The following is a 26993-nucleotide window of genomic DNA, read 5'->3' on the forward strand; positions in this document are numbered from 1 at the left end:
TATGTACGAACACGACGTTATCGTGGTCGGCGCCGGCGGCGCCGGCCTCCGGGCCGCGATCGCAGCGAACGAGGCGGGAGCTGACGTGGCAATGGTCTCGAAGCTCCACCCCGTCCGAAGCCACACCGGCGCGGCGGAGGGTGGCATCAATGCCGCCCTCCAGGAGGGCGACGACTGGGAACTCCACGCCTACGACACGATGAAGGGGTCGGACTACCTCGGCGACGCGCCCGCAGTCGAGACCCTCGCCCAGGACGCTCCCGAGGAGACGATCAACTTAGAGCACTGGGGGATGCCGTTCTCCCGCGAGGACGACGGCCGGGTCTCCCAGCGACCGTTCGGCGGACTCTCGTACCCGCGGACCACCTACGCCGGCGCGGAGACCGGCCACCACCTGCTGCACACGATGTACGAGCAGGTCGTCAAACGAGGCATCCAAGTCTACGACGAGTGGTACGTCATGGATCTGGCGACGACCGACGAGTCCGATCCCAATGATCGGGAGTGCCACGGCGTCGTCGCCTACGACGTCCAGTCCGGCAACATTGAAGGCTTCAAGGCGAATCAGGGCGTCGTCCTCGCGACCGGTGGCCCCGGACAGGCCTTCGATCACACCACCAACGCCGTCTCCTGTACCGGCGACGGCCACGCCATGGCCTACCGTGCGGGCGCGCCGATCGAGGACATGGAATTCATCCAGTTCCACCCGACGTCGCTGCCGTCAACGGGCGTCCTCATCTCCGAGGGTGTCCGCGGCGAGGGTGGCATCCTATACAACAACGAGGGCGAGCGGTTCATGTTCGAGCACGGCTACGCGAACAACTCCGGCGAGCTCGCCTCGCGGGACGTCGTCGCCCGCGCCGAACTCACCGAGGTCAACGAAGGCCGCGGCGTCGAGGACGAGTACGTTCACCTCGACATGCGCCACCTCGGCGAGGAGCGCATCATGGATCGCCTCGAGAACATCCTCCACCTCGCAGAGGACTTCGAAGGCGTCGACGGGCTCGTCGAGCCGATGCCGGTCAAGCCCGGGCAACACTACGCCATGGGTGGTATCGAGGTCGACGAGAACGGCCAGACCTGCGTTAACGGCCTCTACGCCGCTGGCGAGTGTGCCTGCGTCTCCGTCCACGGTGGCAACCGGCTCGGTGGGAACGCCCTGCCGGAACTGATCGTCTTCGGCAAGCGCGCCGGCCGCCACGCCGCCGGCGAGGATCTGGGCGATCCCGAGATTCGGACCGGCTACGGCGACGACGTCGAGGACGAGACCGAGACCGAGCTCCCAGTCGCCCCCGGCGAAGCGGGACTCGACACGAGCGGTGGTGTCGCCGCAGACGGTGGCGTTACTGCCGATGCCGAAGGTATCCTCGAGCGGACCGTCGAAACGGCTCGCGAGCGCGTCGACCGCCTGATGGACAAGGACGACGGCGTCCAGCACGCCGAGATCCGCGCAAAGCTCCAAAAGGCCATGACCGACTACGTCAACGTCTTCCGGACCGAGGAGGGCGTCAAGAAAGCACTCGAGATCATCCGTGAGTGTCGACAGGAGTACCAGGACGTCTACGTCGACGACCCCTCGAAGACGTTCAACACGGACCTCCAGCAGACGATCGAAACGCGGAACCTGATCGACGTCGCCGAGACGATCGCGCTCGGCGCGCTCGTACGCAACGAGTTCCGCGGCGCTCACTGGCGACAGGAGAACCAGATCCGCGACGACGAGAACTGGCTCAAGCACACGCTCATCTCCTGGGACGAGGGCGAACCCTCGATCTTCTATCGACCGGTCATTCTCGAGGGCGAGAACAAGACCTACGAGCCGAAAGAGCGCAGTTACTGACGCCACACCGGCGTCTCTCCGATCGTCGTTCTGCAGCCGGTTCGATTGCCGTCGGAAAGTTTTATATTCCTGATATTGGAACCGATACTAAATGGACGAGCAACGAATCGTTCGCCGGTTAAACCTTATTATCGTCCTGCTTCTCGGAAGTATCGGGTACTTCGTCCTCGTATCCGCCCCACCGTCGATACTCGCTATCGGCGTTATTGGCGGACTATTTCTCATTCCCATCCTCTTTCCCGTCGTGATCTGGTGGCGTGGGACTCGTCTGTAAGCGACCGGGTCGTCCAGATATACTTCGAGCGGCGATTTCACACCCGTTCGCGCCGCTATATTCCGAGTATCTCGAGTAGGTCCACGCCGATGTCGAGATACTCGATCACCTTGTAGCCGACGTAGATCCCGACGATGCCCATGATTCCGGGAAATTCCGGCGGAGCGGGGATCGGAACGTTGAGAAATCGGAATAGGGCACCCGTCAGCAACCCAGTCAGCAGCGCGAGGATAGTGATTTGCGTCGACATTGCGTCCCCCTACTACTCGGGAGTGAGCCCACAAAAGCAGTCCGTCCGAATTCACGGGCCGCAGGATTCCTGCCAACAGGTATCGTCTGTCGCTGATACGACGATCAACTATATGCGAAATCGGGCACTCGAGCGGCCAGCGTACGGTCTCACCGCCTGTTCGACGAACGACGGACCAGACATCGACGGTACAGGGGGCCGTCTCGGCCCCGCGTTTTCGACGATCGTTGTAGATGACATTTATTATCGTCGAAACACAGAATATCGAGTATGACTCAGACAGCGACGACGGGCCTCGATGTCTCGGTGCCGACCGATCTCGACTCCGCTTGCGCGAAACTGGTGTACGTGTATCTGGCCGCCAGCGACGGTGCGACCCCTCAAGACCTCTGTGATGACCTCGCGGTCACGAAGGGGACCGTCCTCTCGATCACCGGGACGCTTCGGGATCGCGGGTATCTCGAGCGGACCGAAGCAGGATTCGAAGTCGTCTGAGACGATCGATTAATAGTACGCCTCTGACAGTCGTAGAATCACTGAGTAGCGTATTTGGATTGCAGTAAGTGGCCTGATATTCGGTATTCAGGGAGTTATAAGGACAGAACGTGGTCGTATATAGGGTAGATAGGTCGATATCAAGAAGATCCTGGTGCGGTGGGGGATGTTTCCACGGTAAATAAACCGGTAAGCGACATTATTCTGGTGGCTAGTTCGGTAGTAATGTTGGTGAACGTACCAGAGGTGTAGAAGAGAGAGCTGCGTTATCCACTCATACGCAGAGGTGGGGTTATTTGGAACCTACAATTCGATCCGTTCGACCAGTTGCTCGCGGTTCTCGTTCGTGTTGAGCGCAACGATTCGGATCTGGTCTTCGAGTCCGGAGTCCTTGAGTTTGGCCTTGAGGAGGTTGTCGACCTGATAGACGCCGGCGGCGTTAGTCATCGCAATCTCGACCATGACGGGGGTAGTGTCGCCTTGCTGGAGTGAGACGCGGCTGATGGCCTGACTCGAGAGAGTATTGATCCCGCGGCCGCCGGACTCGTAGGGGATTCGGGAGCGGCCCCGTTCCATGTCGAGGGCGTCGGCGACGCGGATGACGCCGGCTTCGGTAGTGAGTGGCGTCTCGGCGGTGTGGTGACAGAGGATCGCGTGGAGGGTCTCGCCTTTCATCCGGACGGTATCGGCGACGTCGTAGAACTCGGGGAGGATCCGCTCGAGGATGTCCGCGGCCAGCGGGATCGAGTAGTAGGCGTGGCTATCGCGGTGGACGACGTGGCCGACGTCGTGGAGGGTCGCCGCGAGTGCGATGATAACCGATTCGTCCTCTTCGTCGAGGTTCTGCTGGCGCGCACCGTTGAAGTCGACGTCGCCCGCTTTGAGCAGGTCATACAGGCACAGTGCCCGGTTGCGGACGATTTCGATATGTTTCGTCCCGTGGTCGTTGTACCGCATTCGGTCGACTGCGTTGATGTTCTGTGCCTCGAGATAGGTTGTGATCTCCTCGTCGTCTTCGACATACTCGAGGACAGTGTTTACCTTCTCGTCGGGAAAGTTGTGGTCCTCGTCTGGAGAGTAGACGCGGCGGGAGTCCTCATCGGCGGCGGAATCGCTCATACCTGACTGTCGGTTGCGGACTAAAAAAGCCCTGCGACGGTTGTGTATCGACGGTCCCGTGGTGAGTTAGGAGAGATTCTCGACTGCGGCCTCGACCTCGTCGTAGTCGGGTTCGACGCCGGGGTCGTCGCTGACCCACGAGTAGGCGACCTCGCCGTCGCCGTCGACGACGAACACCGAGCGCTTGGCAACGCCGTGGACGCCCAGATCGGCGAAGTCCATCGAGAGCCCGTAGTCGTCGACGATTTCCTTGTTGTAGTCGCTGAGAAGACCAAATTCGAGGCCGTTCTGCTCGCGGAACTCGTTCAAGGTAAACGGAGAGTCGCGGCTGACTCCGTAGACGGCGGCATCAAGGTCGTTGAACGCAGCGAGGCGGTCCTGGAACGTACACATCTCGGTCGTACAGACGCCGGTGAAGGCACCGGGGAAGAACGCGAGGACGATCGGTGCTTCGTCCGCGAGGCGCTCGGATAGCGTGAACTCCTCGATGTCGCTGTTTGCGAGCGGTGCGGTGAAGTCGGGTGCGGCATCTCCGGTTGCTACCATCGTCCTATCATTGCGTGTAACCCCGAAAGACAGTTTCGTTATCGGAACCGAACGGAGGCCAAAGCGCGTTGTGGAACGGGGGCTCGAGACGCTCGGTGTCGACGACTACGCGACTGTGTTCGTAGCCACAGTGTATACTCCAGTTGGATCGGTGAAACCTGGTATAGTCGCCGGATAGCAAACAGCACACTGTCCATCTGGACGAATTTCGTCCACAAGTGGACTGTCGCGGCCGCTTGCTTACCTTAGTGGTCCAAAAAGGTTATAATTGCCAGCGGATAAGCCACGTATAGAGATGGTAGTCGAAACCGCACCGCTGTTCATCCCCGGCGGCATGGGGCCACCGGAACTCGCCATCATTCTAATCATCGCAGTCTTGCTCTTCGGGGCCAACAAGATTCCGAAGCTAGCACGATCGACCGGTGAGGCGATGGGCGAGTTCCAGAAGGGCCGCGAGAAAGTCGAAACGGAACTCGAGGAAATGCGTGACGGGAGCGGCAACGTCACTGAGAGCGACCTTGAGGAAGACGACGAGTTCGTCGACACGGAACCCGTCACCACCGAAGAAGAGACGAGTACCGAGGCCGAAACCGAGACGGAAACCAACTAAGTTCTTTTTGCGCCGGGGCGTGTGGCCTAGCGGACAGGGCAGGAGGTTCCTAACCTTCTGATCGTGGGTTCGAATCCCGCCACGCCCGTTCGTCGGCGAACGATAGTGAGTCGTGCGAGCGGCTCTGACGGGTTCGAATCAGACCGAGATTCTGCGCCGCAGGCGCAGGTTCTCAGGCGTGGTTCGAATCCCATGCGCCACTTTCTCGAGATCAACCGGCGACGAGCGACGGCGACGCTCGAGAGACTGACGGCGATTCGTCTCGAGCGATACCCACCCGTCGCGATCTAGACGATCGTCCCATGCGACCGATAGACATGACTGCGATCGGCAGGAAAATCGGCGGCGATAAGCGTGTCGTCAGTGGCCGCCACTTCGCTCCCGATTAGGATCTCCGAACCGGGTCAGCGGCTCGAGTTCCTCCTCGGGGACGTCCTCGAAGGCGACACGAGCGATGACGCGGCGGTGGACCTCGTCCGCGCCGTCGACGATGCGGAACTGGCGGACCGACTCGTAGAAGCCCAACAGCGGGAGATCCTTCCCGATGCCATTGGCACCGCAACACTGCACCGCGAGGTCGATGGCTTCCTGGGTGGCGTTGGCGGTGAAGACTTTGCATATCGAGACGGGGATGTGGGCCTCCGAGTCAGTTCGGGCGAGCACGATCAGGACGTCCGCCTCGACACGCCCTGAGTAGTCCACCACTTGTGGCCGTCGATGACCCACTCGTCACCGTCTCGAGAAGCCGGACTTGATCTCGCCGGCGACCAGCGGCTCGAGGTACGTCTCCTTCTGCAGGTCGTCGCCGGCCAGTTCGAGCAGGTGCATGTTCCCTTCGTCGGGCGCGTCGACGCGCATCGCGACCTGCCCGAGGAGGCTACGGCCCGCTTCCTCGAACACGGGGAGCGAATTGCGGAAGCTCAGCCCCATCCCGCCGTACTCCTCGGGAATCTGCGGGCGTAGACATCGTATTCGCGGGCGGCCGCACGGCGTTCTGCGATGGTGCCACTCGAGACGGCCATCCCGCCGGATCGCTCGCGTTCGATCGGGAGGACGACTTTTTCCATCAAGGCGTTGGCACGCTCGGCGACATCACGTGCCTGGTCACTGTCATCGTAGCGCATAGTGTGGGGGTAGCCCCGATCGACGGCTAAGCGTTTGGAGAACCCCCACACGGTCGCAATTACATCCATGATTTTGGTAGAGAACGGATCGGACCGAACCAGATCGGTTCGAATCGGTTGTCCGTCGATTACAGAACGGAGAGCGGCCGTGAGGAATCGGACCTACCGTGCCGTCCAGCCGCCGTCGGCCGCGAGCACGGAGCCGGTCACGTAGTTCGCGGCCTCGCTCGCGAGGAAGACGACAGGACCGGCGATCTCCTTGGGGTCGGCGAAGCGATCCAGCGGCGTGCGGTCGATAATCGATTGACGCAGCCGTTCGTTGCCCTCGAGGTCCTCGGTGAGTTCCGTCGAGACGTAGCCCGGCGCGACGGCGTTGACCCGGACCTCCGGAGCCCAGTCCAGCGACATGCTCTTCGTGAGCCCGACGAGGCCGTGTTTCGACGCGACGTAGGGGTGCTGGCGCGGCAGGCCGACCAGTCCGCCGACGCTGGCGACGTTTATAACCGACCCCCCGTCGCTCTCGAGGAGGTGGTCCGCCGCGGCGCGCGTGACCTCGTACGCGCCGTTCAAGTTGACGTCCAGCACGCGGTCGAGGCTCTCGGTCTCGACGTCTTCCGGTCGGCCGAGCGCATCGTCGGGGTTGAAGCCGGCGTTGTTGATGACGATGTCGACGCCGCCGAACTCGTCGACGGCTCGATCGATGACCTCGGTGACGGCGTCGCCGTCCGTCACATCTGCGGGAACGGCGATTGCGTCACCGCCGGCGTCTTCGATATCGGCGGCGACGGCCTCGATTTCGTCTGTCGATCGAGCGCTCGGGACGACCGCGGCCCCCGCGTTCGCCAGTTCGACCGCAATTGCGCGGCCGATACCGCGTCCGCCGCCTGTGACCACTGCGACCCGTCCATCGAGATCGAATAATTCGCTCATCGGTCCCCCGTTTCGGCGTCGCCTACGTCAAGCTTTCGCGCAGTCCTTTCTTGTCGAACTTCCCGGTCGCCGTCTCAGGTCGAACTTCTCGGTCGCTGTCTCGAGATCCGCTCGATGACGCGAATTTCGGTGAGAAGCCACTGGTCGAGCTGCTCAAGCCTCGAGAGGTCGTCACCGTGCTCGTCGACTGCTCGATCAACTCGAGCAGGTCGGCCGCGCTCGGTGAGGTGCCGAGATAGACCTTCTCGCGGCGGAGGGGACGTTCGACCGGTCAGCTGTCGGCGACCAGTATCAGTTATGACCTAAAACCTGCGTAAGAAGAGGTGGATTGATCGCAAACAAGTAGATTTTAGATTATCAGAAATGGTAATGGGCGGATGGATTTTTGAGGGGTGAACGTCAGTGTGGATGCAATGGCTATTGACGAGGCCGACCAATCGGATGCTGGGGACTTTTCTGAGGGGGAGGCATCCGACTCTGCGTCGGAAGATGAGCGGTCTCAAGGATCTGACCTGACGTCGAATTCGGCGATCAGCGTCGGCGAGTATACGTGGGAAGAGTTCATGAACGAGTACGGGTACGGCGACGAAGTGTCCGCCCTGTATCCCGACGACGGGACCGAGACGGACCAGCTCGGACTTGATACCGGTGAGGATATCGGGCCACTCCCAAGTGGAGACGATTGGGACCGAGTCGAGTTCGATCCGAAGTCGTACCTCGGCTACCACCCCGACGACCTCGAGGAACAGATCCTGCCGATCGCCGGCGATAACGCTGCCACGCTCCAGCCGATCGTTCAGAAGTACACTGATCCGGAGACGACACCAGTTATCAAGGATATCTGGACTTGGGAACACTATAAGCTGGCATACGACCACGACGAATCATCGCCGCTCGACAAATCGGAGGCGCTCGGCTTTGATCCCAACACGTTAGAGGGACGTCTGGCTGCTGCCAACGACGCCGCCTTGGATCTCGACGACGTCGTTGAGGAACGCACCGTCAACGTCCAGGAGGATCTCGACGAGGACGAGTTCTTCGCGACGGCCACAGGAAACACCACTGTCTCTAATCGCTACGATCTCGAGAAGGCGGTTCCCTTCGAGAAGAAGACCCACTTTCGGGAGGTCGAGCGCTACTGGGTGAACAAACCCTACGCCTACGTCATCATCTTCCACTCGGAGAAGGAGAACGAGAAGAAGTACTACATGATCGAGCCCTACCAGAACGAGATCGAGATGGAACTCAAGGAGTTCCTCTCAGGCAAACTCAGGAAGGCGATCAAGTACTCCGAGGACGACATCAAGGAAAAGGCGAACGAGGGCGGCCGCCGAGCGGTGATCGAGGACGAAACCCGGCGGTTGCTGAAACGATATGACCTCTTCGAAGCGACCTCCGGTAGCACGTCCGAAGGAATGGTCCAAGTGGTTCGGAGAATGCTCGACGATGACGAAGAGGCCATAGTCGAGGCCGAGGATACCGGCCCAGATCAACTCGGCGGAATAGAAGTCCGGCCCGAACCGGCCATCCTCATAGACGATCCGGACACGCTAAGCGAGTATCAGGTCGAAAAGCTCCTGTACCTGCTCACGCGGGACTTCATCGGCTACGAGCGCATCGACGGCATTAAACACGACATCAATGTCGAGGACATCTCCGTCGACGGCTACAATTCGCCCGTCTTCGTCTATCACTCCGAGTACGAGCAGATCATCTCGAACATCTACCACGGCGAGTCGGAGCTCGACGATTTCGTCGTCAAACTCGCCCAGCGGTCGGGCAAAGGGATCAGTAAACGACTCCCACAGGTCGACGCGACGCTGCCCGACGGCTCGCGTGCCCAGCTCACACTCGGCAAGGAGGTCTCCGACCACGGGACTAACTACACCATCCGTCAGTTCAAGGACGTTCCGTTCACCCCAATCGACCTGATCAACTGGAACACCTTCTCACTCGACGAGATGGCGTTCCTCTGGCTCGCAATCGAGAACCACAAGAGTCTGATCTTCGCCGGCGGTACCGCGTCCGGGAAGACAACCTCGCTGAACGCCGTCTCGCTGTTTATCCCCTCGAGTGCGAAGATCGTCTCCATCGAGGACACCCGCGAGGTCGAACTCCCACAGCGCAACTGGATCGCCAGCGTCACCCGCCCCTCGTTCTCCGACGACGAGCAAGGTGACGTCGACGAGTTCGACCTGCTCGAGGCCGCACTGCGTCAGCGACCTGACTACATTGTCATGGGTGAGATCCGTGGTGAAGAGGGCCGGACGCTTTTCCAGGTCATGTCGACCGGTCACACTACCTACACCACCTTCCACGCTGACTCCGTCGACGAGGTACTCAAGCGGTTCACAACAGACCCGATCAACGTCTCGAAAACGATGTTCACCGCGCTGGACCTCGTCTCGATCCAGACGCAGACGCGGGTCCAAGGCCGGAAGGTCCGCCGGAACAAGTCGTTGACCGAGATCAACCACTACGAGGCCGAACACGACGAGATCAACGTTCAAGACGTCTATCAGTGGCAGGCCGAGACCGACGAGTACCTCAAGATGGGGGACTCGAACACCCTAGAGGCGATTCAGTTCGACCGCGGTTGGAGCAAGGAGAAACTCGAGGAGGAACTGTTCAAGCGAGAGGTCATCCTCGCGTACCTCATCAAGAACGAACTGAACACGTACGCGCAGGTCGCTGCGACCGTTCAGGCGTTCATCAACGATCCTGAGACCATCCTCACGCTCATAGCGAACGGCCAACTCGAGGACAGTCTCGAGGACCTCCGCGAGATGGAGAGCGTCCTGATCGATGTCGACCCGGAGAAAGAGGAGCTTGTTCCACGGCCCGAGGCGACCAGCGAGACGTACAACCTCTCGATGGACATCCTAGAACGGGCCGAGGAGTCGCTGTTCGAGGAGTTCCGTGGTGAGGTTCCCAGCGGCCTCGCGGGCTCGCTTGGCGATGTCGAAGCAGAGAGTACGATTGAGGTCGACCGCGCCGACAGTGACGAGTTCGAGTTCGGCGGCGATGTCGACGAGACCGTCGACGAGGGCGAGTGGGAACTGGGCGACAGTTCGACTGAGTTCGCGATCGACGGCGATGACGGCAGCGACGGCGACGAGCCGGCGTGGTTGAGCGAAGGATCTGAGGTCGATGGCGACGCCGGAGAGGCCGCGGCCGCTGGGAACGACCAATCCAGTGACGCAGCCACCGGCGAACCGGCTGCTGCCGCTACCGGGGTGGGATCGAGTACAGCCGGCGAAGCCGCGACCGGAAATAATCCCGACAGTACTTCTGATTCTCCCGCATTGAATAGCGCACCAGAGAAGAGTACTGCAGCCAAAGCCGAAATGTCGACTGCGGGCGGGAACGACGCCCGACCGGCCGATTCGAACGCGGACAACGAGCATCGCTCGGCGGACAACACAACTGAATCGAGCAGTACTGGAGCGAGTAACGAAGCCGGGTCGACGGCGAACGGTTCGACGGTGTTTCCGTCCGACGACGCCGACGATAGCGATCTGGGTGGACTGTTCGATGATATGGGAGAGACAATCGATGAGATTGGCAGTCCCGAGTCGGGGCAGGCAACTGGCGACCGAGAGTCGGCGGCAAACGGACGACTGGATACGTCCGGATTCGACTCGATGTTCCCGGAAGACGATCTCGATTCGATCTTCGACCCGGAATCTGGCAACGACACGTCGGCGAACGATATCAGTGAGCAACTCGCTGCCGGGATGGACTCGGCCTCGAGCGACGAGCCGGAGCCGCCAACGATCGATATCGACAGCGGGTCGACGGATGCAGACAAGACCAGCCCAGACTCGCCCGCGACGGGCGCTACGGAGCCTGACAATTCGCCTGCCGGTCGTTCCGACGATGGGAGCAGTGAGACCGGCACAGGAAACGAGGACCAGTCTGCGACGCCGGGAACCGCCAGCAAAGACCCGCCGACGATTGATATCGATGACGGTGGTGGAGACTCGTCGGCTGACCCTGCCTCCGATGACGGACCGGCCGCCAGTAGCGAATCGACGACCGCCGAACCGAAATCGGAACCGGACGACGAACCCGCCGCTGACGGTTCCATATTCGGCGACGAGTCGGAATCGATCTTCACTGACGACGAGGCGGAGACGGCCGACGATGACGGGTCACTGTTCGACGACGACGAGTCGAACGACGACGAGTCGATTTTCAAAGGCAACGATGACGCGGAATCGACGGACAACGGCAGCATCTTCGACGTCGATGGACGTGACGAGGACAGCGATTCATGAGCCACCAAACCAAGGACAGTGGCGGATCGGGCGTGTCGGCCAGTTCCGATGCACTCGGTGATCTGTTCTACCCACTCTACGACAGGTTGTTCGGGGACGACAGCGAGTTTGTCGCCAACGTCGAGACGAAACTCGCGCAGGCCCGGATGACGGACACGGTCGAACTCTACCTCTCGCGAGCGCTCGGCATCGGATTCATCAGCGGCCTCACTCTCTGGCTGATCGGGCTGATGCTCGGCTATGGGATCTTCGCCATCGGCCTCCTCTCGAACGAGGCGCTCATCGGCATTCCGGTTGGCAACGGACTCCTCCTCAGTATCATCGAACTACTCCGCGTGCCGGCCATCATCTTTTTCACTGGACTGATACTCGGCTCGATCGGGTTCGCGATCGGTTTCGGATCGATGGTCGCAATCCCCTACTCGGGTGCGTCCACCCGTAAGCGCGAGATCAACATGCTTCTGACCGACTCGGTCTCGTTCATGTACGCCCTGTCAGTCGGTGGCCTGAATCAACTCGAAATCATCGAGACGATGGCCCATGCTGATGACACCTACGGCGAGGTCGCAAAGGAGTTCCAGAGCATCGTCAAGGAGACCGAGTACTTCGACATCGACTACCGGACGGCTATCCGAAAACAGGCATTGGAGACGCCCAGCGACGATCTCTCGCAGTTCCTGACCGATATGCTCTCGATCGTCAACAGCGGCGGTGACATGCAGAGTTTCCTCGAGGACAAGAAGGAAAAGCACATGCGCACCGCAAAGCAGGAACAGGAACTCACCCTCGAAACGCTCGAGTTGTTCGGAGAGATGTACATGACGCTGTCGCTGTTTCCGCTATTGCTGATCATCATTATGGTCATCATGCAGATGATCCCAAGCGCGGATGTGTCGAACCAGATGCTCTTTATGGTCGTTTACGGGCTGATTCCGATGATCGGCGTCGCCTTCATCGTCCTCGTCTCGACGGTCAAACACGACGAGCCTGGTGATGGCTACCTCTCGATGGGAGATACCGATCAGCGGACCGAAACCGGCCAGGATGACGGCCTGTTAGGCCTCGGACTCGTCGAACAGTTCACGGGCGACCACAGCGTCTTCGATCGGATCAAGAACCGCGAGGGGACCCACGAGACGATCGGAGTCCTACGGAAGCCACATCTCTTTTCAGAGACAATCCGCTGATCACCCTCGCGTTGACTGTGCCGACGGCACTCGTCATCCTCGTCACGGCCATGGTAAACGGAGCGACACCGATGTCGTGGGAAGAACTCCTCGAGAGACCGGTCTGGGGAACGGTCATCTACCTCTATATTCCGCTGTACATCATCGCGCTTCCGTTGGCCATTTTCCGCGAATGGAACGCTCGTCACAGAACCGCCGTCGTCAACAAACTCTCTGAAGACCTCCGCAAACTCTCGAGTTCCAACGATACCGGACTGACACTCCTCGAGTCGTTCAAGGCTGTCTCAGACACGACGAATGGCAAACTTGCCAGCGAGTTCGAGATGGTGCATACGAAGGTCAACTACGGGACGAGTCTGAAAGAGGCGCTCATCGAGTTTAACAACAAGTACCACATTCCACGGCTCGCCAGAACGATGCGCTTGATCACCGAAGCTCAGGAGGCCTCGAATGAAATCTCGGATGTTCTCCGGACGGCTGCGACTGCGAGCGAGAATCACGATGACATCCAGCGCGAACGCAAGTCCCGAACCCGCATGCAGATCGTGATCATCATCATGACGTTCATGACGGTGCTCGCAGTGATCGCGATTCTCAAGACGCAGTTCATCGACACGATGGCCGGTCTTGAGAGTAGTGGTGGTGGTGGATCCGGCGGTGGCGGCGATGCGCAGGGTGCCAACTTTAGCGAGAACATCAACGTCGACATGCTGGCGGTGTTGTTCTTCCACGCAGTGACCCTCCAAGCGATCATCTCCGGATTTATCTGTGGGTATATGCGGGATGCCAGCATATTGAGCGGGTTGAAATACGCGGTCGGACTGTCCGCGGTCGCTCTTATCGGCTGGACACTGGTGGCCTAATATGAACAGACAACGAACAGACGACCGAACGCGGAACCGATCTCGACGACCCCGAACGATTTCCATCTCACTCGCAGAACGAGGCCAGACTACGCAGGATTTCGCCGTCGGAATCGGTGTCTTCCTGCTGGCGATCGCCTTCGTCTTCTCGTTTCTCCCATCACTCGTGACGCCGTACGAATCGTCGGGCGGTGCGAAGACGGCACAGGCCGATCGGATCGCGGACCGGATCGTCGACGACCTCGGGACGGGATCGGGTAATGAGATCAACTTCACCGACTACGCTGGAGATGACAACCTGACCGAGGAGGTTGGGCTCAGGGCAAGCAGTGGCGATGTCGTTTACGATAACCTGAATATATCCATTAAATATGTGAACAATAGTACCACGCTTAACCCTAGTACCACCGCCGGGGAACCGTACACCAACCAGTCGGCGGCCAGTTCGGCACGGATCATTACGCTCGAAAACGGGAGCAATGAGTGTGACCCCGCCTGTCGTCTCGTCGTGAGGGTCTGGTGATACCATGGTCGGAACCGATATTCCGTCTAGCGATGATCGCGGACAGGCCTATACGCTCGAGGGGTTCATCGGCGCGATGGTCGTGTTGATGGCGACCCTATTCGCATTGCAGTCGGTCGTGATCATGCCGTCGACCGGCGGTGTCGATCGGTCGGATCAGGCACAGATGCAACAGGAAGCGCTGGACGCACTGGTCGTCGCAGCCGAAGACGAAAATCTCTCGGAGACGATCCGACGCTGGGATGATGAAGGTAGATTCGAAGGGGCTGACGGGCAACCGGAACCAGACGGCGACGACTACTGGACGTACCACCCTGATACCTTTGCCAATAAATCGATACTCGGGACTGTATTGAACAAGCGGTTCAACGAGCGTGGCGGGGGATACAACGTCGAACTCCATCCGAAAGGCGGGGAAAAGAAAACGGTCGTCTTCCAGTCGGCACCGCCGCCATCGAGCATTACAGCTAGTTATACCGTGACGCTGTACGACGATCAGTATGTGGTTCCGGACCGAGAGCAAACGCTGAGCGACCTCAACGGGAGTGTGTCCAATAAATCGGAGAAGCCGATGATTCAGGGCTTAAACAACAGTGAGGAAAATCATGTCTACAACGTTGTCGAAGTCCGGGTGATCGCATGGTAACCATCTCCAATCGCAACCGCGACCGCGGTCAATTGCTCCTCGTCGGCGCGATTACCCTCGCGTTCGTCATTCTGGGGGCCGTCGTCGTCTACAATGGTGTGCTCGCCACCGAAACGCTCTCTTCTGGGCCCACGGCCCAGAGCGGATCCGATGCCAAAGTTACGAACGAGGAACTCGAGAATGGGATACGGGGAATCACCCATCGAGGGAACATCGACTGGAATGAGACTGAGACCAGTGATTACAACGAGACGCTTCAGAATGTGACCGAGGGAACGAAAGCATCCCAGGATACGCGCAAGCATATCAGAATACAACAGCCAACAACCGACCAGCGATCATAGAGATCGACAACGTGACGGTTGACACGAAGGCGCGAGTTGCGACCAACAAGATATCCAATTCGAGTCTAAATCTGACGAATAACGACTCAACCGTCAATACGACGAGACAGATCGGCCATTTTGCTCTGGAATTTGATGAATACAGTAAGGGATATCTAGAGATAGCTACTGAGGACGATAATGTAGAATTCAATTACGATAATGATGACAATAAATACGTAGTTGAAGGTTGTGATTTCAAACCACCTGCACGAGTTGATCTCGTTAGCGGAGAGATTAACGGGACAGACTGTGACCCCGAACTGATCTATCTGAACGAGTCGTACGACGAATTGAACTTCTCCAAGAACAGCGGCGTCTCAGGCTCGTACGAACTCGTTGTGAAAGGTGGAAACTCGATCAGCGTTGACAACCACGACGGCGCGTGGGACGTCCTTGTGGATATTACATACGAATCTAGCCATATTTCCTACACAAGATCAGTACAAATCCCCATCTATGAGAGGGAGAGATAAGATGGACGCCAAATTCTATCAGGACGACCGCGGTGTTTCGATCACGGTCACGCATGCACTGACGATCGCTATCACGACAGTACTCATCGCGATGCTATTGATGGCCGGGGGGACGCTCCTTGAGAACGAGAAGGAAAACAGTGCGCAGACATCGCTCGAGACGGTCGGCGAGCGCCTGAGCGACGAAATTTCGAACGTCGACCGGGCCGCGGTCGGGACGAACGACGAGGTGACCGCTACCGCCGACCATCCGCGAACGGTTGCAGGGTCGTCGTACATGGTCGAACTACTCACCGCGGGCGATTGTCAGGACGCGCCGCTTCTCGAGGGTTCGACCGATTGTCTGCGACTGACGGCGACCGACGCGGATTCGGTAGTCTACGTCCCTGTCAAGGTCGACGCAACGGTAAACGACGGGGATCCGATATTAGGTGGCACGATCGAGATCCAATATCGACCTACTGGTGAGATATCGATCCACGGAGGGACCTCATGAAACGGAATCGAACCTCGGAGACGAGCGCTGGACGTGCCAAAAACGATCGTGCGGTGTCCGATGTCCTCGCGTTTACCCTCGTGTTCGCGACGATCATCGGCTCCGTCATGCTGCTGTCCATGACCGGTTTTCAGGCGATGGCCGATTACAGTGACAACGAGCAGCTACGGAACTCCGAACGGGCAATGGAGGCGCTCACGGAGAACTTCAACGACGTCATGCGATACGACGGAATCGACAAGCGACGCGGTGAACTGTCGCTTCAGGAAGGGACGCTTTCGACCGAACCCGGTGGAACGGAACTCAACATTTCCCTCGATACCGATAGCGCCGATGCCAGCCCCGTCAATCTCGGCGAACTTGCGTACACTACCGGTTCCGATACCATCGTGTACGAGGGTGGTGGTATCGTTCGCTCCGCCGAAAACGGCGGTAGCGTCGTTCTCAAACGGCCACAACTAACGTGTGATCCAACAAACGAAACGGCTATGATTACGCTCACCTCGGTTGAAGCGGACAACAGGTCGATACAGAGTAGCGGCACACGGGAATTGACAATGACCGAGTCAACTCGCAGCACGCAAATCGCGAATAATGTCACTGATGTGTCTATTAATGCGGATACGGACTACGACAACGCGTGGAACACAACGCTTGAACGCTCCGGATGGAACACTGATTCGTATCCCGATGCTACGTGTTCCGGTACCAACCTGCGAGTCGTCATAACGGTCGTCGAAGCCGACATCGAGTACTGACTCCACTACGATTTTTCCAAGAGACTGTCAACGGTCGCCGTCGGAACGTTATTCCCAATCCCCCGTGAGCATTGTTCGCAGTCCCGCTCGAGCGGCGAGTGCCTCGATGCGTGCGGCTCGATCATTGAGATTACCTTCCGTCGCGAGATAGAGACCGTTCGAGAGCTGTGTCGATTCGGTCATCGGCGAGCCGTCGGTGTGGGCGGGGGTGGCGTTCAGGACTGTACGGTCGGCGTCGTCCGGACTCCAGGGACTTCGACGCCGGAGAGGCCTCGGTCGAACAAGTACTCGGCGGTCTCGACGAGTGCCCCCTCCGCCGTCGAGTGGCCGATCGCGCCGATCGAACCGCGATCGTTGAAGAACCGGACGACGTATTCGCTGCCGTCGGAACTCCCTTCGGAGCCGGTATCGGTGTCAGCAGTCGGTTGGCTCAATTCGTCGTCGGGGGAAGATCCCGATCGATCGTCCGATTTGGTCTCTGCCGCGTCGTCCGTTCCAGTTTCGCCGGCAGTGTCCGAGTTCGAGCCCGCAGCACTCTCGCTTCCGGCTCGAGTTGCGTCCGTTCCCGGGCCGGTGGCATCGTTGCCACCCGGCCCGAGTGTCGTCCCGGATCGGGAGCCGGGTTCGCGGTCGACATTCGTCTCCCCGTCATCGGTGACCGTCGATTCACTGAACCGAATCGAGACGTCCGTCCCGGTGTCTGCCGGGTCCGGTCTATCCTCGGCGAACGCGACGACGAGTTGGTCGAGGAATCGATCGGCCGCGGATTCGAACTCGTCGGCATAGACGTCGCCCTGAACGGCGGCCGTCGTCAGCCGCTCGACGATTGAGTCGACGAGCCGCGGTCGCTCGAGGGCGAGTCGCCGGGCGACGTGGTCCCGCGAGTGGTGCTCGAGTCGGCGAGCGAGGGTCGCTCTCGAGTAGTTTTCCAGCGCCGACTCGGCATCGGCGAGTTCGGAGAGCCTGAGCGCGTGGTAGTCGACGTCCGACGTGCCCGCGAGCAGGAGGTATTCACGGCCGTTCGTATAGATCGCGCGGTCGACACCCGTCCAGGCCATCGCCCCCCGGAGTGCGTTTGCTCGTGACTCCTCGAGTGACGCGTCATAGCTCTCGACGGCGGCGAATAGCGCCGGCACTGAACCGATCGTCGGCACGTACTCGACTCGGGTGCCGTCGACGGTTCGGTCAGTCACGCACGAGTCGGCACGGCAATCCCAGCCGAGTGTCTCGAGAAGGGGCTCGACGAGACACGTACGGGTTTCCTGATGAGAGGTCGGCGGCGAAGCGTCAATCAGCGCCGCAGTGCGGGCGAGGAACGGTCGGAGGTCGAGCGGAGGCATTCGTTGAGAGTATTCGACGAACCGTCATGTAATAACTGGTTATTTTCCGAGCTGTGAACAGCAGTGATCAGTGCTCGGTCGGAGGTTCCCCATGTCGTCCGTCGATCGCTCCGCGTCTCGTCCACCCTACGATTCGGAGTTCGAGTTCGCACGGCGGTCGGTCGTCCCGCCGTTCGTGCCGCGTGTTTCTCGCTGATAGATACGCAAGCGAGCCTCGCGGACGGCGAAGGCCGACTTGAGCGTCGGTGGGATCGTTTCGGCTTTGCCGATGACGAGGTAGCCGTCCGTCCGAAGCGACCGGGCGATCGTCTCGAGCATCGGCCGTTTATAGGCGTTATCGATGTATATGAATAGATTCCGGCAGATGACGAGATCGAACCCCGACTTCGGATCGTCGTTGATCAGATCGTGGCGCTGGAAGCGAACGTTTTGCTTGACCTCGTCGCTGATGCGGTAGGTCCGATCGTCGACGTCGACGTACTGTCGATAGTCGTCGAGAAAGGAGAGTTGATCGTCGAGGTCGACGGTTCGGGATTCCTCGTAGACGCCTTCCCGGGCCGTCTCGAGTGCCGGGGTACTGATGTCGGTCCCGAGGATGTAGACGCTGGATTCGTCGATCTTGGGATCGTCGCGTGCGAGCATCGCAAGTGAGTACGGCTCTCGACCGTCGGCACACGCGGCGCTCCAGACTCGGACGGTGGTATCCTTTGCGGACAGCTTTCGGAGGACGGTCCGAATCCCTGTCCAGACATCCGGATTCCGGAAAAAACCCGTGACGTTGATGCTCATCGCCTCGAGCAGCGCCTCCTGCTCGTCGGAATCGTGCCGTAGTTGCTCGAAGTAGGTTTCGTAGGTTTCGTTTCTGGTACGGCGCATCCGTGAGGAGATGCGCCGGTCGAGGTAGCTGTCGTTGTAATGACTTGTTGCGAACGACAGTTCATCTTCGACGAACCTGAGGAGGTCGGCGAACACCTCGTCGTCCCGGTCGCCGGCGGCAGGATCAGTGCCAGCGTCGCCAGCGCCGTCGCCAATCACAACTCCGTCACTCCGTTATCGCCATCGGATGTCTTCACAATGAGGGCGCCCGTTCCCGGTGTGAACTCGACGGTTCGACCGTATTCGCCGCCGACGTCTTCCGCCTCAAGGGGGACGCCGAGTTTCTCGAGTTCCGTCTTCGCGGCGGCAATATTTCGCTGTCCGACGCCATCACCGAAACTCTCGAACTCGAACATGTCGCTGCCGCCGGCGATCTTTGCTTCGACGGCGGTGTAGTTGGCCCCCTGCTCGACCATGCGCCGGAGGAGTGCCCGGATCGCCGTATCGGCGTACTTGCCGGGTTTGCGTTCGCTGTTGTCCGCGGCGTCGCCGTCGGGCAACATGACGTGTGCCAATCCGCCGATATTGGAGTTCGGATCGTACAGGGCGACGGCCAGACACGACCCGAGGCCATAGGATTTGAGCGTATCGTCGCCGTCGCTGACGACGAGTTTGGAGATGCCGACCTGGACCGGCGTCGGTGCACCTGGTTCGGTACCGTACGTTTTCATGCGTTATCGACTTCCTGGAACTCCGCCGTCGTCTGGGCGTCTTCGATCCGATCGACGTCTAAGTTGTTCAGCGCCCGCTCGAGATCCGACTCGTCAGGAATCGCGTACACTTCACAGTCGAACTCCCGACCGTCGGCCATGACGACCGTGTCGAAGACGAACGCGAAGTCCTGATTCTCGCCGAGTTGGATGATGACCGGGTCGACGGCCGCAGCGCCGATGTCGTGGATGAACTCCGGCGTCGAGTGGTCGATCGTCGTATCGAGGACGTTCGCCCAGCCGTCGAGGAACCCGCTGGCCATGATATTTCCGAGCTCTTTGATAGCGCTGGTACCCATCTCGCCGAAGCCGTCCTCGTCGACCTCCATAGGCACCATCGCGTCGACGATCTCGTGGGCCGACTCCTCATCGAACAGGAAGAGGAGATAGCCACTCGGCATCCCGTCGAACTCGAAGGCGACGCCGACGAGTTTCTCGTTAGCTACCTGCTCGGGAATCGCCTCGAGCGAGACGAAGTTCAGCCGGCGGATCTCCACGCTGGTATCGATACCGGTCAGCGTGGTCGCCGTCTTGGCGACCTCCTCGGCACCGCGTTCTGCCATCCGGTCGAAGCCGTCGAGTTTGTCGTACTCGATGCCCTCGCTGGTACGGAGTTGCTCTAAGAGCTTCGACATCGACTCGCGTTTCGGGAAGAGGTAGTGACTGAAGCCGACCTCGGTGCCGACGGTTTCGATCTGGCTTTGGAAGAGTAAAGCGAGGTCGTCGTCGGCCGGTGCCTCGTCGATGTCGCCGAAAAAGGGCTCGGCGGTCTGACCCTCGACGAACTCCGGCGTCGAGACGTCGATGACGGTCTCCAAGACGTCGGCCCAGCCGTCGATGAAGCCGCTGTTCATGATGTGACCAACCTCGGTCGCGGCGCTTTCAGTCATCTCGTCGAAGCCGTCGATCTCGCCGACATCGGTGTCGACGTCCGCATCGGGGCCGGCTTCTGCGAGCAGGGTTTCGACGATTCGGAGCGCGTTCTCGCGCTCGAAGACGACGACCGAGTAGCCCTCGATCCCGCCGGTCAGCTTGACTCGGACGCCGACCTTCTCGGTCGAGTCCTCGAAATCGCGCCGGATCTCCTGGCCGCGCATGAAGTTGAGTTTCGTCACGCCGACTTTCGTCTCGACACCCAACATATGGGTGAGTCGGCCCGCTGCCAATCCAGCTCCCTCTCGAGCCATCCGGTAGAACGTGCCGAGTGCGTTAACGTCGAGTTTCATGCGGATTGGACTTCAATGCCGTTGACCATTTCCACAAACTCTTCCAAGTCAGGGAATGCGTAAATCTCGGCTTCGATCTGGTAGCTGGGAACCGACAGATCGGAGTCGAAGAACAGGGCCAGATCGTCGCCGCCGAGACTGGCCGTCCGGGTAACGATGTCACCCGTCGGCGCGTAGACGAGCTGTGGCGCGGCGATGTCGATCGCGCGCCCGAGCACGTCTGCCCAGCCGTCGATGAAGCCACTTGCCATCATGTTGCCCATCTCCTCGACGGCGCTGCGGGCCATCTTCCCGGAGACATCGCCCATGTCGTCGACGACGTCGCGGAGCATGATCGCCGTGATCTTCTTCGCGCTCGCCTCGGGGAAGAGGATGAGGATGTGCCCGTGTGGGGGGTCTAGCAGCCGGACGCGGACGCCGACCCGCTTCCCGCTATCGAGTTGGGACTCGATGTCGTCGACATCGATGAAGTTGGTCTTCGTCACCTCCATCTGGGCGTTCTCGCCGGTCAGTTTACTCATATTGTCGGCGACGCCGTTCGTCCCGACCTTTGCCATCTCGTTTATGAAGCTCAGCTTTCGTATATCGACCATCATCGTCATGGATTCCTCCGTAGGTGTGGGTGTTCGTGTTCGTTCATAGTGTCGTCACATCCAGAATGTTGACTACTTCCCCTCGCCCCCGCACCGTTGCACCGCTGAGCCCCGGGATGTCGCTCATAACGCCCTCGAAGGGCTTGACGACGACTTCTTGCTGGCCCTGAACGTGATCGCAGTGGAGGGCCACCTCGCGAACCTCGTCGCGAATGCGGACGACCATTCCGTCGCCGTTCGCACCGGGAGTCGGCGTCTCGAGGACGTCGGTCAGTTGGATGACGGGGTAGTCGTTGTCGTCGTCGCGGAGTACGGATTCGCCGGCGGTCGTCTCGACTGCGGCCGCGGGTTCGATGTCCTGAACGGCCTTGGTTGGAATGCCGAACTCCTTGCCGCCGCTCTCGACGAACAGGATTTCGTCGATCGCGACCGTTACCGGGAGCGTCATCGTGACGGTCGTTCCTTCGCCCTCGTCGCTGTCGATCGAGACCGTCCCCTCGAGGTCCTCGATCGTTCGTTTGACGACGTCCATTCCGACGCCGCGGCCACTGACATCCGTCACCTCCTCGGCCGTCGAGAGGCCGGGATGGAAGATGAGATCGTAGGCCTCCTCGTCGGGGAGATCGGCGGCCTCGTCCGAGTCGAGAACGCCTGCTTCGACGGCCTCGTCGCGCAGTCGATCAGGATCAAGTCCGCTCCCATCGTCCTCGACCGTGATCGTCACGCGATCGCGCGAGCGGTCGGCGTTGACCTCGACGGACCCTTCGCTCGGCTTATCGACCTCCTCGCGCCGTTCTGGCGATTCGATCCCGTGGTCGACGGCGTTGCGAACCAGATGGATCAGCGGATCGCCGATCCGATCGAGAATACTTCGATCCAGTTCGACGTTCTCGCCGCTCATCTCGAAGGCGACCTCCTTGTCCTGATCGCGAGCGATGTCGCGAACGACTCGCGGCAGGCGGTTCGTCACCGTCTGGAGCGGCACCAGCCGGATGTCCATCACCGTCTCCTGAAGATCAGTCGTCAGGTCCGACAGCGCATCGAGTTCTGTCTCGAGGGCTGTGCCGTCGTCATCTGCATCGGCCGCGTGACGGAGGCGGACGCGACTAGTCACCAGTCCCTCGACGAGCGTGAGCAGGGAGTCGACTTGCTCGATGTCGACGCGAACCGACTGGATCTCGTCAGTTTCGTCGTCGGCGTCCGGTTGGTCACTCGCCTCCGGAAGCGGGATGTCCGGAATCTCCATTTCGGGTTCGTCGACGATCCGTACGACGTCATCGTCGTCATCGCCGTCGGTATCCGAATCACTCCCATCGTCGCCGAATGACGCGGCGGCGGGGAGACTCGAGTCCGAATCGGTTTCGGCGTCCGACGCCGGCGATTCGAAGCCGGCAGTATCGGTATCGAACTCGGTGGTTCCGGCGAACGACTCGTCGTCGGGTTGTTCGTCCAGTTGCTCGTCGAACCCGCTCTCGAAGTCGTCCTCCGACTCCGTCTCGGAGTCGGCGGGATCGTCCGAGAAGTCCGCGAACGAGTCGTCGGTATCCGCTGCGAAGCTGTCGTCGTCGAAGGGGTCTGACTCATCGTCGGCCGTTTCAAAGTCGTCGTCGAAGGCTGCCGTTGGCTCGAACCCGTCGTCGTCGGAGTCATCGAACGAGTCGGTCGTCGCTCCGTCGTCCGCTGCAGTCTCCGCGGCGTCGGCCGTTTCTTCGACCACAGCAGTTTCGTCGGTCTCCTCGGCTGCAGCATCGGCCTCGATGTCGGTTGTGACACTTGTGTCGACGGACTCGACAGTAGCGTCGGTCGTGGGTTCAGTTGCATCGTCGAACGAATCCGAGTCAGCAGTGTCGGCCACGACATAGTCGCCGTCGTCGGCGACCGAAGCGCCGTCGGCTGTCTCCGTCTCGTCGGCGGTGTCATCCTCGATATCGTCAGCGTCGCTCTCGGAAGCGACATCCTCGGTAGCCTCCCCGATATCGGGACTCTCATCGGCAGCGACCGTCTCGTCGGAAACGTCCGCAGCAGTGGCCGTCTCATCGGTAGCGTCCTCGTCAACGGTCGCCTCAGCAGCAACGTCCTCGTCAACGACTGCCTCCGCAGCAACGTCTTCGTCGGTGACCGTCTCATCAGTACCTGTCTCGTGGGCGACCATCTCATCGCTCTCCGCTTCGGCCACTACCGAATCGTCGGCGATGTCTTCGTCAACCGTCTCCGCCTCGAGGTCGGTCACGTCGGCCGTCCCGTCGCTCGGTGCGTCGGGTTCCGAATCGGCCGCTACAGAATCATCCGCCGGTGTGTCCGGGAACGACGCCTCGAGAGTATCGTCCCTCGACCCCGCGTCATCGATATCAGTCGCCGCTTCGCTATCTTCTTCATCGAACTCAAGGTCGTCGACGGCATCGTCGAGGTCATCTTCGGTCGGCGAGAACGCGTCGTTATCGCCGACGTCAGCACTCGACTCGTCCGCAGTGACGGTTCGGTCCTCGGCGGTGTCGTCCGGACTTGGAACGTCGTTCGACTCCGATTCGACCAGAATGTCGTCGACCGCGTCCGCTGACGGTTCCTCGTCGTCGAGGAACGAGTCGTCATCGGCGTCGTTGCCGAGGAGTTCGTCCATATCGACTTCCTCTTCCTCGTCGAACTCGTCGAACTCGAGTTCCTCGAGTTCGTCCTGTAACTCGTCGAAGCCGACCATTTCGACCTCGTCTTTGAGTTCGTCGAAGACCGCACCGGCATCGTCGACTTCTTCGTCTTCGGATTCGGATGCCGCGTCGGCTCCGGTCTCGTCGTCGGCCGCTGACTCCGTCGTCTCCGCAGCCTTGGCGGTCGATCCGTCGTCCGCATCGAGGCCATCGGCCGGGGAGTCGCCTGGTTCGGCATCGATTTCATCGATGTCCTCTTCGTCAAGCAGGTCGTCGAACGACCCGGCTTCGCCCATATCCTCGAACGCGTCGAGTTCCTCGTCCTCGACGTCTTCAACCATCTCATCGAGGTTATCGAACTCGTTGAACTCGTCGAGCAAGTCGTCGACCTCGAGGTCCTGAGCTTCATCGGCAGAGATATCGTCACCCGGTTCGGTGTCGTCTGCCGACTGCGCCGTGGTCGCGCCCGCGACCGCGTTAGTACCCTCAAATCGATCGGAGACGTCGACGATCTCGAACTCGTCGACCTCTTCAACCGGCTCGAGTCCCGAGGCGATCGCGTTCTCGCCGACCGCAGTCCCGAAGACCGCATCGAAGCTCTCGCCGTAGTCCGCAGCCTCGATCGTTTGGCGGGGCGGGTCGGTTCCGATCAGATCGAACGCGTCGATCAGTGCGTCGACGACCAGTTCACCGTTGTTGATCCCTTCCTCCTGTGCGATCGCGAGGCGGGCGAGATAGACGTCGTGACCGTCGTCGGCTGGCGGCTCGAATCGGGAACAGACATCGTCAATCTCGTCCGCGGTAGGCGGTTCGATTCCCGAGACCGCGCCGTCTGCGTCAGCCAGGTGATTCCGAAGCGCCTCGATCGTCGCCGACGGATCGGTCTCGATCTCGCCGGTCTCGGCGACCTCGTCGATCATCGTCTCGAGTTCGTCGACGGCGTCGAAGACGACGTCCATCAGCTCCGCGGTCACCTCGAGATCATCGCGGCGGACGGCATCGAGCAGGTCCTCGATCGCATGGGCGAGGTCGCTGGCTGTTTCCAAGCCCAGCGCCCCACAGTTCCCCTTGAGGGTGTGTGCGATCCGGAAGATGTTCTCCATCGCCTCCTCGTCGTCGGGCTCGCGCTCGAAGGTGAGCAAGGCGTTGTTCAGTTCCGTAATCCGTTCTTCGCTCTCCTGAACGAAGTCTGTCAGATAATCACTCATCGTTCTCACCGTCCGTCGTGAACGCGTCGACGATCGCATCGGCGATGCCGTCAGCGGGCGCGACCGTATCGACACAGCCTGTTTCGATTGCCTGACAGGGGATGCCAAAGACCGGACTTGTCGCCTCGTCCTGTGCAATGGTCCGACCGCCAGCGGCCTTGACCGCCTCGATCCCGGCCGCACCGTCGCGGCCCATACCAGTCAGAACGACGCCACAGAGCGCGTCGGAGACCCGTTCGGCGGCGCTCTCCATCGTCACGTCGATCGCCGGCCGTACGCCGTGGACTCGCTCGCCGTCGTCGAGTCGCAGGCGAAGAGCGCCACCGACGTTGCTCGCCACTTCGAGATGGTGATTGCCCGGTGCGACCGCGGCCTCGCCGGACTGGATCCGATCCCGATTCGTTGCCTCGCTGACGTCGTACGCGCTGCGTGCGTCGAGCCGCTCAGCGAACCGCTCAGTGAATCCGGGAGGCATGTGATGGATGACCAACACTTTTGCCTCGAGGTCGGCTGGCAGTCGTTCGAACAGTCGCTCGACGATCTTCGGCCCACCGGTCGACGCGCCGAGGACGATCGTCGGTGCGTCGGCCCGGTCGCCATCGACGGCGATCGGGTCCGCGTCCTCGTCCGGGTCGCCGGTGGAACCAATCTTGGGAGCCGTATCGGGGGCGGTCGTCCCTCGTCCCGCACTGTCGGCACCCCTCGAGCGGGTCGCGTAGGCCGTCGCGGAGGCCCGTGCAAGCGCCACTGACGAGACATCGGCCTCGGCGAGGTCGTCGACCGCTTCGACGACCTCGTCAGTGAGGTGAGCGATGTTTCGCGAATTGGAGCCGTCGGGCTTGTGAAGGAAGTCCACGGCCCCTCGCTCCAAAGCGTCGAGCGTCGCCTCAGTGCCGCGTTCGGTGTGAACGCTGAGCATGAGGATTGCGGTCGGATTCGTCGCCATGATCCGCTCGACGGCGTCGATACCGCCCATCTTGGGCATCTCGACGTCCATCGTCACGACGTCTGGATCGAACGCGGCGACGGTCTCGACTGCCTCGGATCCGTTCGCAGCCGTTTCAATATCGTAGCTGGCCGCCTCGAGCGCGTTGCCGATGACTGTCCGCATAAACTTCGAGTCGTCGACAACGAGTACTCGCGTCATGCAGCGACGACGTCTGAAAGGGCTTTTCTGACGCTGGGTTCCTCGAACGGCTTCGTGACGTAGCCGTCCGCGCCAGCTTTTACGGCGAGTTTCATTTTCTCACGCTGTCCGACACTCGTACACATGATGACGCGGGCGTCCGGGTCGATCTTCTTGATCGCCGCGGTCGCCTTGATGCCGTTGCATTTGGGCATCACGATGTCCATCATGACGATGTCAGGATCGTGTTCTTTGTACAGCTTGACGGCTTCAGCGCCGTTGGACGCCTCTCCGAGAATGCGGTAATCTTGTTCCAGGATCTGGCGCAATAGATTCCGCATAAAATGAGAGTCGTCCACGATGAGCACCCCTGTCGACATTCAGTAGTACACCAAACTCCCGTAGAGATACAACTACCATAAATGCTGTCTCTCGATTATCAGTCGTGATAAACGTCGATTATACCCCGGAG

At 60.3% G+C, this 26993-nt stretch carries 21 protein-coding genes, 1 tRNA gene and 3 pseudogenes; 12 read left to right on the plus strand and 13 right to left on the minus strand.

All coding sequences use genetic code 11. The features are described from left to right. The first annotated feature begins 1 nt into the window (after position 1). A complete protein-coding gene (locus K6I40_RS12620; RefSeq protein ID WP_222919410.1) occupies positions 2–1840 on the plus strand; it encodes an FAD-binding protein in 1839 nt (612 codons plus the stop codon). A gap of 329 nt (positions 1841–2169) precedes the next feature. On the opposite strand, the gene K6I40_RS12625 is transcribed toward K6I40_RS12620, so the two are convergent. Continuing rightward, positions 2170–2364 carry a DUF1427 family protein gene (locus K6I40_RS12625; RefSeq protein WP_222919411.1) on the minus strand — a complete coding sequence of 65 codons (195 nt, stop codon included), beginning with the start codon at positions 2362–2364 and terminating at the stop codon, positions 2170–2172. 270 nt (positions 2365–2634) lie between these two features. Between K6I40_RS12625 and K6I40_RS12630 the strand changes: the two genes are divergently transcribed. Next, a complete protein-coding gene (locus tag K6I40_RS12630; RefSeq protein ID WP_222919412.1) occupies positions 2635–2859 on the plus strand; it encodes a helix-turn-helix domain-containing protein in 225 nt (74 codons plus the stop codon). A 303-nt stretch (positions 2860–3162) separates the two neighbouring features. Here the strand turns inward: K6I40_RS12630 and K6I40_RS12635 are convergent, their stop codons facing one another. Both K6I40_RS12635 and K6I40_RS12640 read right to left on the minus strand, forming a co-directional pair. Then, positions 3163–3978, minus strand: coding sequence for an HD domain-containing protein (locus tag K6I40_RS12635; protein ID WP_222919413.1), 816 nt, complete (start codon positions 3976–3978; stop codon positions 3163–3165). 66 nt (positions 3979–4044) lie between these two features. After that, complete coding sequence (locus K6I40_RS12640; RefSeq protein WP_222919414.1) at positions 4045–4524, minus strand: redoxin domain-containing protein; 480 nt, start codon at positions 4522–4524, stop codon at positions 4045–4047. 295 nt (positions 4525–4819) lie between these two features. Between K6I40_RS12640 and K6I40_RS12645 the strand changes: the two genes are divergently transcribed. Further along, entirely contained in the window at positions 4820–5134 is a 315-nt protein-coding gene (locus K6I40_RS12645) for a twin-arginine translocase TatA/TatE family subunit (protein WP_222919415.1), read from the plus strand. 15 nt (positions 5135–5149) lie between these two features. Next, a tRNA-Arg gene (locus K6I40_RS12650) sits at positions 5150–5222 on the plus strand. A gap of 272 nt (positions 5223–5494) precedes the next feature. Here K6I40_RS12650 and K6I40_RS12655 read toward each other — a convergent pair. Together K6I40_RS12655 and K6I40_RS12660 are read right to left on the minus strand one after the other, a co-directional pair. Then, positions 5495–6258, minus strand: a pseudogene (locus K6I40_RS12655) (acyl-CoA dehydrogenase family protein). Between the two features lie 162 nt (positions 6259–6420). Continuing rightward, a complete protein-coding gene (locus tag K6I40_RS12660; protein ID WP_222919416.1) occupies positions 6421–7188 on the minus strand; it encodes a glucose 1-dehydrogenase in 768 nt (255 codons plus the stop codon). Between the two features lie 413 nt (positions 7189–7601). Between K6I40_RS12660 and K6I40_RS12665 the strand changes: the two genes are divergently transcribed. From K6I40_RS12665 to K6I40_RS12700, 8 genes and pseudogenes are all read left to right on the plus strand, one after another. Next, entirely contained in the window at positions 7602–11468 is a 3867-nt protein-coding gene (locus K6I40_RS12665) for an ATPase, T2SS/T4P/T4SS family (protein ID WP_222919417.1), read from the plus strand. Next, positions 11465–13518, plus strand: a pseudogene (locus K6I40_RS12670) (type II secretion system F family protein). Before K6I40_RS12665 ends, K6I40_RS12670 begins: the two are co-directional and overlap by 4 nt. A gap of 1 nt (position 13519) precedes the next feature. After that, positions 13520–14041, plus strand: coding sequence for a hypothetical protein (locus K6I40_RS12675; protein WP_222919418.1), 522 nt, complete (start codon positions 13520–13522; stop codon positions 14039–14041). Positions 14042–14045: 4 nt separating this feature from the next. Next, positions 14046–14687, plus strand: a complete 642-nt coding sequence (locus K6I40_RS12680) for a hypothetical protein (RefSeq protein ID WP_222919419.1) — start codon at positions 14046–14048, stop codon at positions 14685–14687. Beyond that, the gene (locus K6I40_RS12685; protein ID WP_222919420.1) at positions 14681–15031 is read left to right on the plus strand and encodes a hypothetical protein; all 351 of its coding nucleotides are present in this window, start codon (positions 14681–14683) and stop codon (positions 15029–15031) included. Before K6I40_RS12680 ends, K6I40_RS12685 begins: the two co-directional genes overlap by 7 nt. Positions 15032–15042: 11 nt before the next feature. After that, positions 15043–15546 (plus strand): hypothetical protein, encoded by a 504-nt coding sequence (locus K6I40_RS12690; protein WP_222919421.1) that lies wholly within the window; start codon positions 15043–15045, stop codon positions 15544–15546. A 1-nt stretch (position 15547) separates the two neighbouring features. Next, positions 15548–16042 (plus strand): hypothetical protein, encoded by a 495-nt coding sequence (locus K6I40_RS12695; protein WP_222919422.1) that lies wholly within the window; start codon positions 15548–15550, stop codon positions 16040–16042. Then, positions 16039–16800, plus strand: coding sequence for a hypothetical protein (locus K6I40_RS12700; RefSeq protein ID WP_222919423.1), 762 nt, complete (start codon positions 16039–16041; stop codon positions 16798–16800). Before K6I40_RS12695 ends, K6I40_RS12700 begins: the two co-directional genes overlap by 4 nt. Before the next feature lie 48 nt (positions 16801–16848). Here K6I40_RS12700 and K6I40_RS12705 read toward each other — a convergent pair. The 8 genes and pseudogenes from K6I40_RS12705 to cheY all read right to left on the minus strand — a co-directional run bounded on the left by K6I40_RS12705 (position 16849) and on the right by cheY (position 26901). Continuing rightward, positions 16849–18140: pseudogene (locus K6I40_RS12705) on the minus strand (hypothetical protein). A gap of 126 nt (positions 18141–18266) precedes the next feature. Continuing rightward, positions 18267–19175, minus strand: a complete 909-nt coding sequence (locus K6I40_RS12710) for a protein-glutamate O-methyltransferase CheR (RefSeq protein ID WP_222919424.1) — start codon at positions 19173–19175, stop codon at positions 18267–18269. Continuing rightward, positions 19172–19687, minus strand: a complete 516-nt coding sequence (locus K6I40_RS12715) for a chemotaxis protein CheD (RefSeq protein WP_222919425.1) — start codon at positions 19685–19687, stop codon at positions 19172–19174. Before K6I40_RS12715 ends, K6I40_RS12710 begins: the two co-directional genes overlap by 4 nt. Continuing rightward, positions 19684–20952: a chemotaxis protein CheC gene (locus K6I40_RS12720; protein ID WP_222919426.1), complete on the minus strand. Its 1269-nt coding sequence runs from the start codon at positions 20950–20952 to the stop codon at positions 19684–19686. The genes K6I40_RS12715 and K6I40_RS12720 overlap by 4 nt, the downstream gene beginning before the upstream one ends. Further along, on the minus strand, positions 20949–21554 hold the full coding sequence (locus K6I40_RS12725) for a chemotaxis protein CheC (protein WP_222919427.1): 606 nt from the start codon (positions 21552–21554) through the stop codon (positions 20949–20951). Before K6I40_RS12725 ends, K6I40_RS12720 begins: the two co-directional genes overlap by 4 nt. A gap of 34 nt (positions 21555–21588) precedes the next feature. Further along, positions 21589–25395, minus strand: a complete 3807-nt coding sequence (locus tag K6I40_RS12730; protein ID WP_222919428.1) for a chemotaxis protein CheA — start codon at positions 25393–25395, stop codon at positions 21589–21591. Next, positions 25388–26542 (minus strand): chemotaxis-specific protein-glutamate methyltransferase CheB, encoded by a 1155-nt coding sequence (gene cheB, locus K6I40_RS12735; protein ID WP_222919429.1) that lies wholly within the window; start codon positions 26540–26542, stop codon positions 25388–25390. The genes K6I40_RS12730 and cheB overlap by 8 nt, the downstream gene beginning before the upstream one ends. Next, positions 26539–26901 (minus strand): chemotaxis protein CheY, encoded by a 363-nt coding sequence (gene cheY, locus K6I40_RS12740; RefSeq protein WP_006181855.1) that lies wholly within the window; start codon positions 26899–26901, stop codon positions 26539–26541. The genes cheB and cheY overlap by 4 nt, the downstream gene beginning before the upstream one ends. Positions 26902–26993 lie beyond the last annotated feature (92 nt).

Source organism: Natrinema sp. SYSU A 869 (assembly GCF_019879105.1).
In the GTDB taxonomy this organism is placed as follows: domain Archaea; phylum Halobacteriota; class Halobacteria; order Halobacteriales; family Natrialbaceae; genus Natrinema.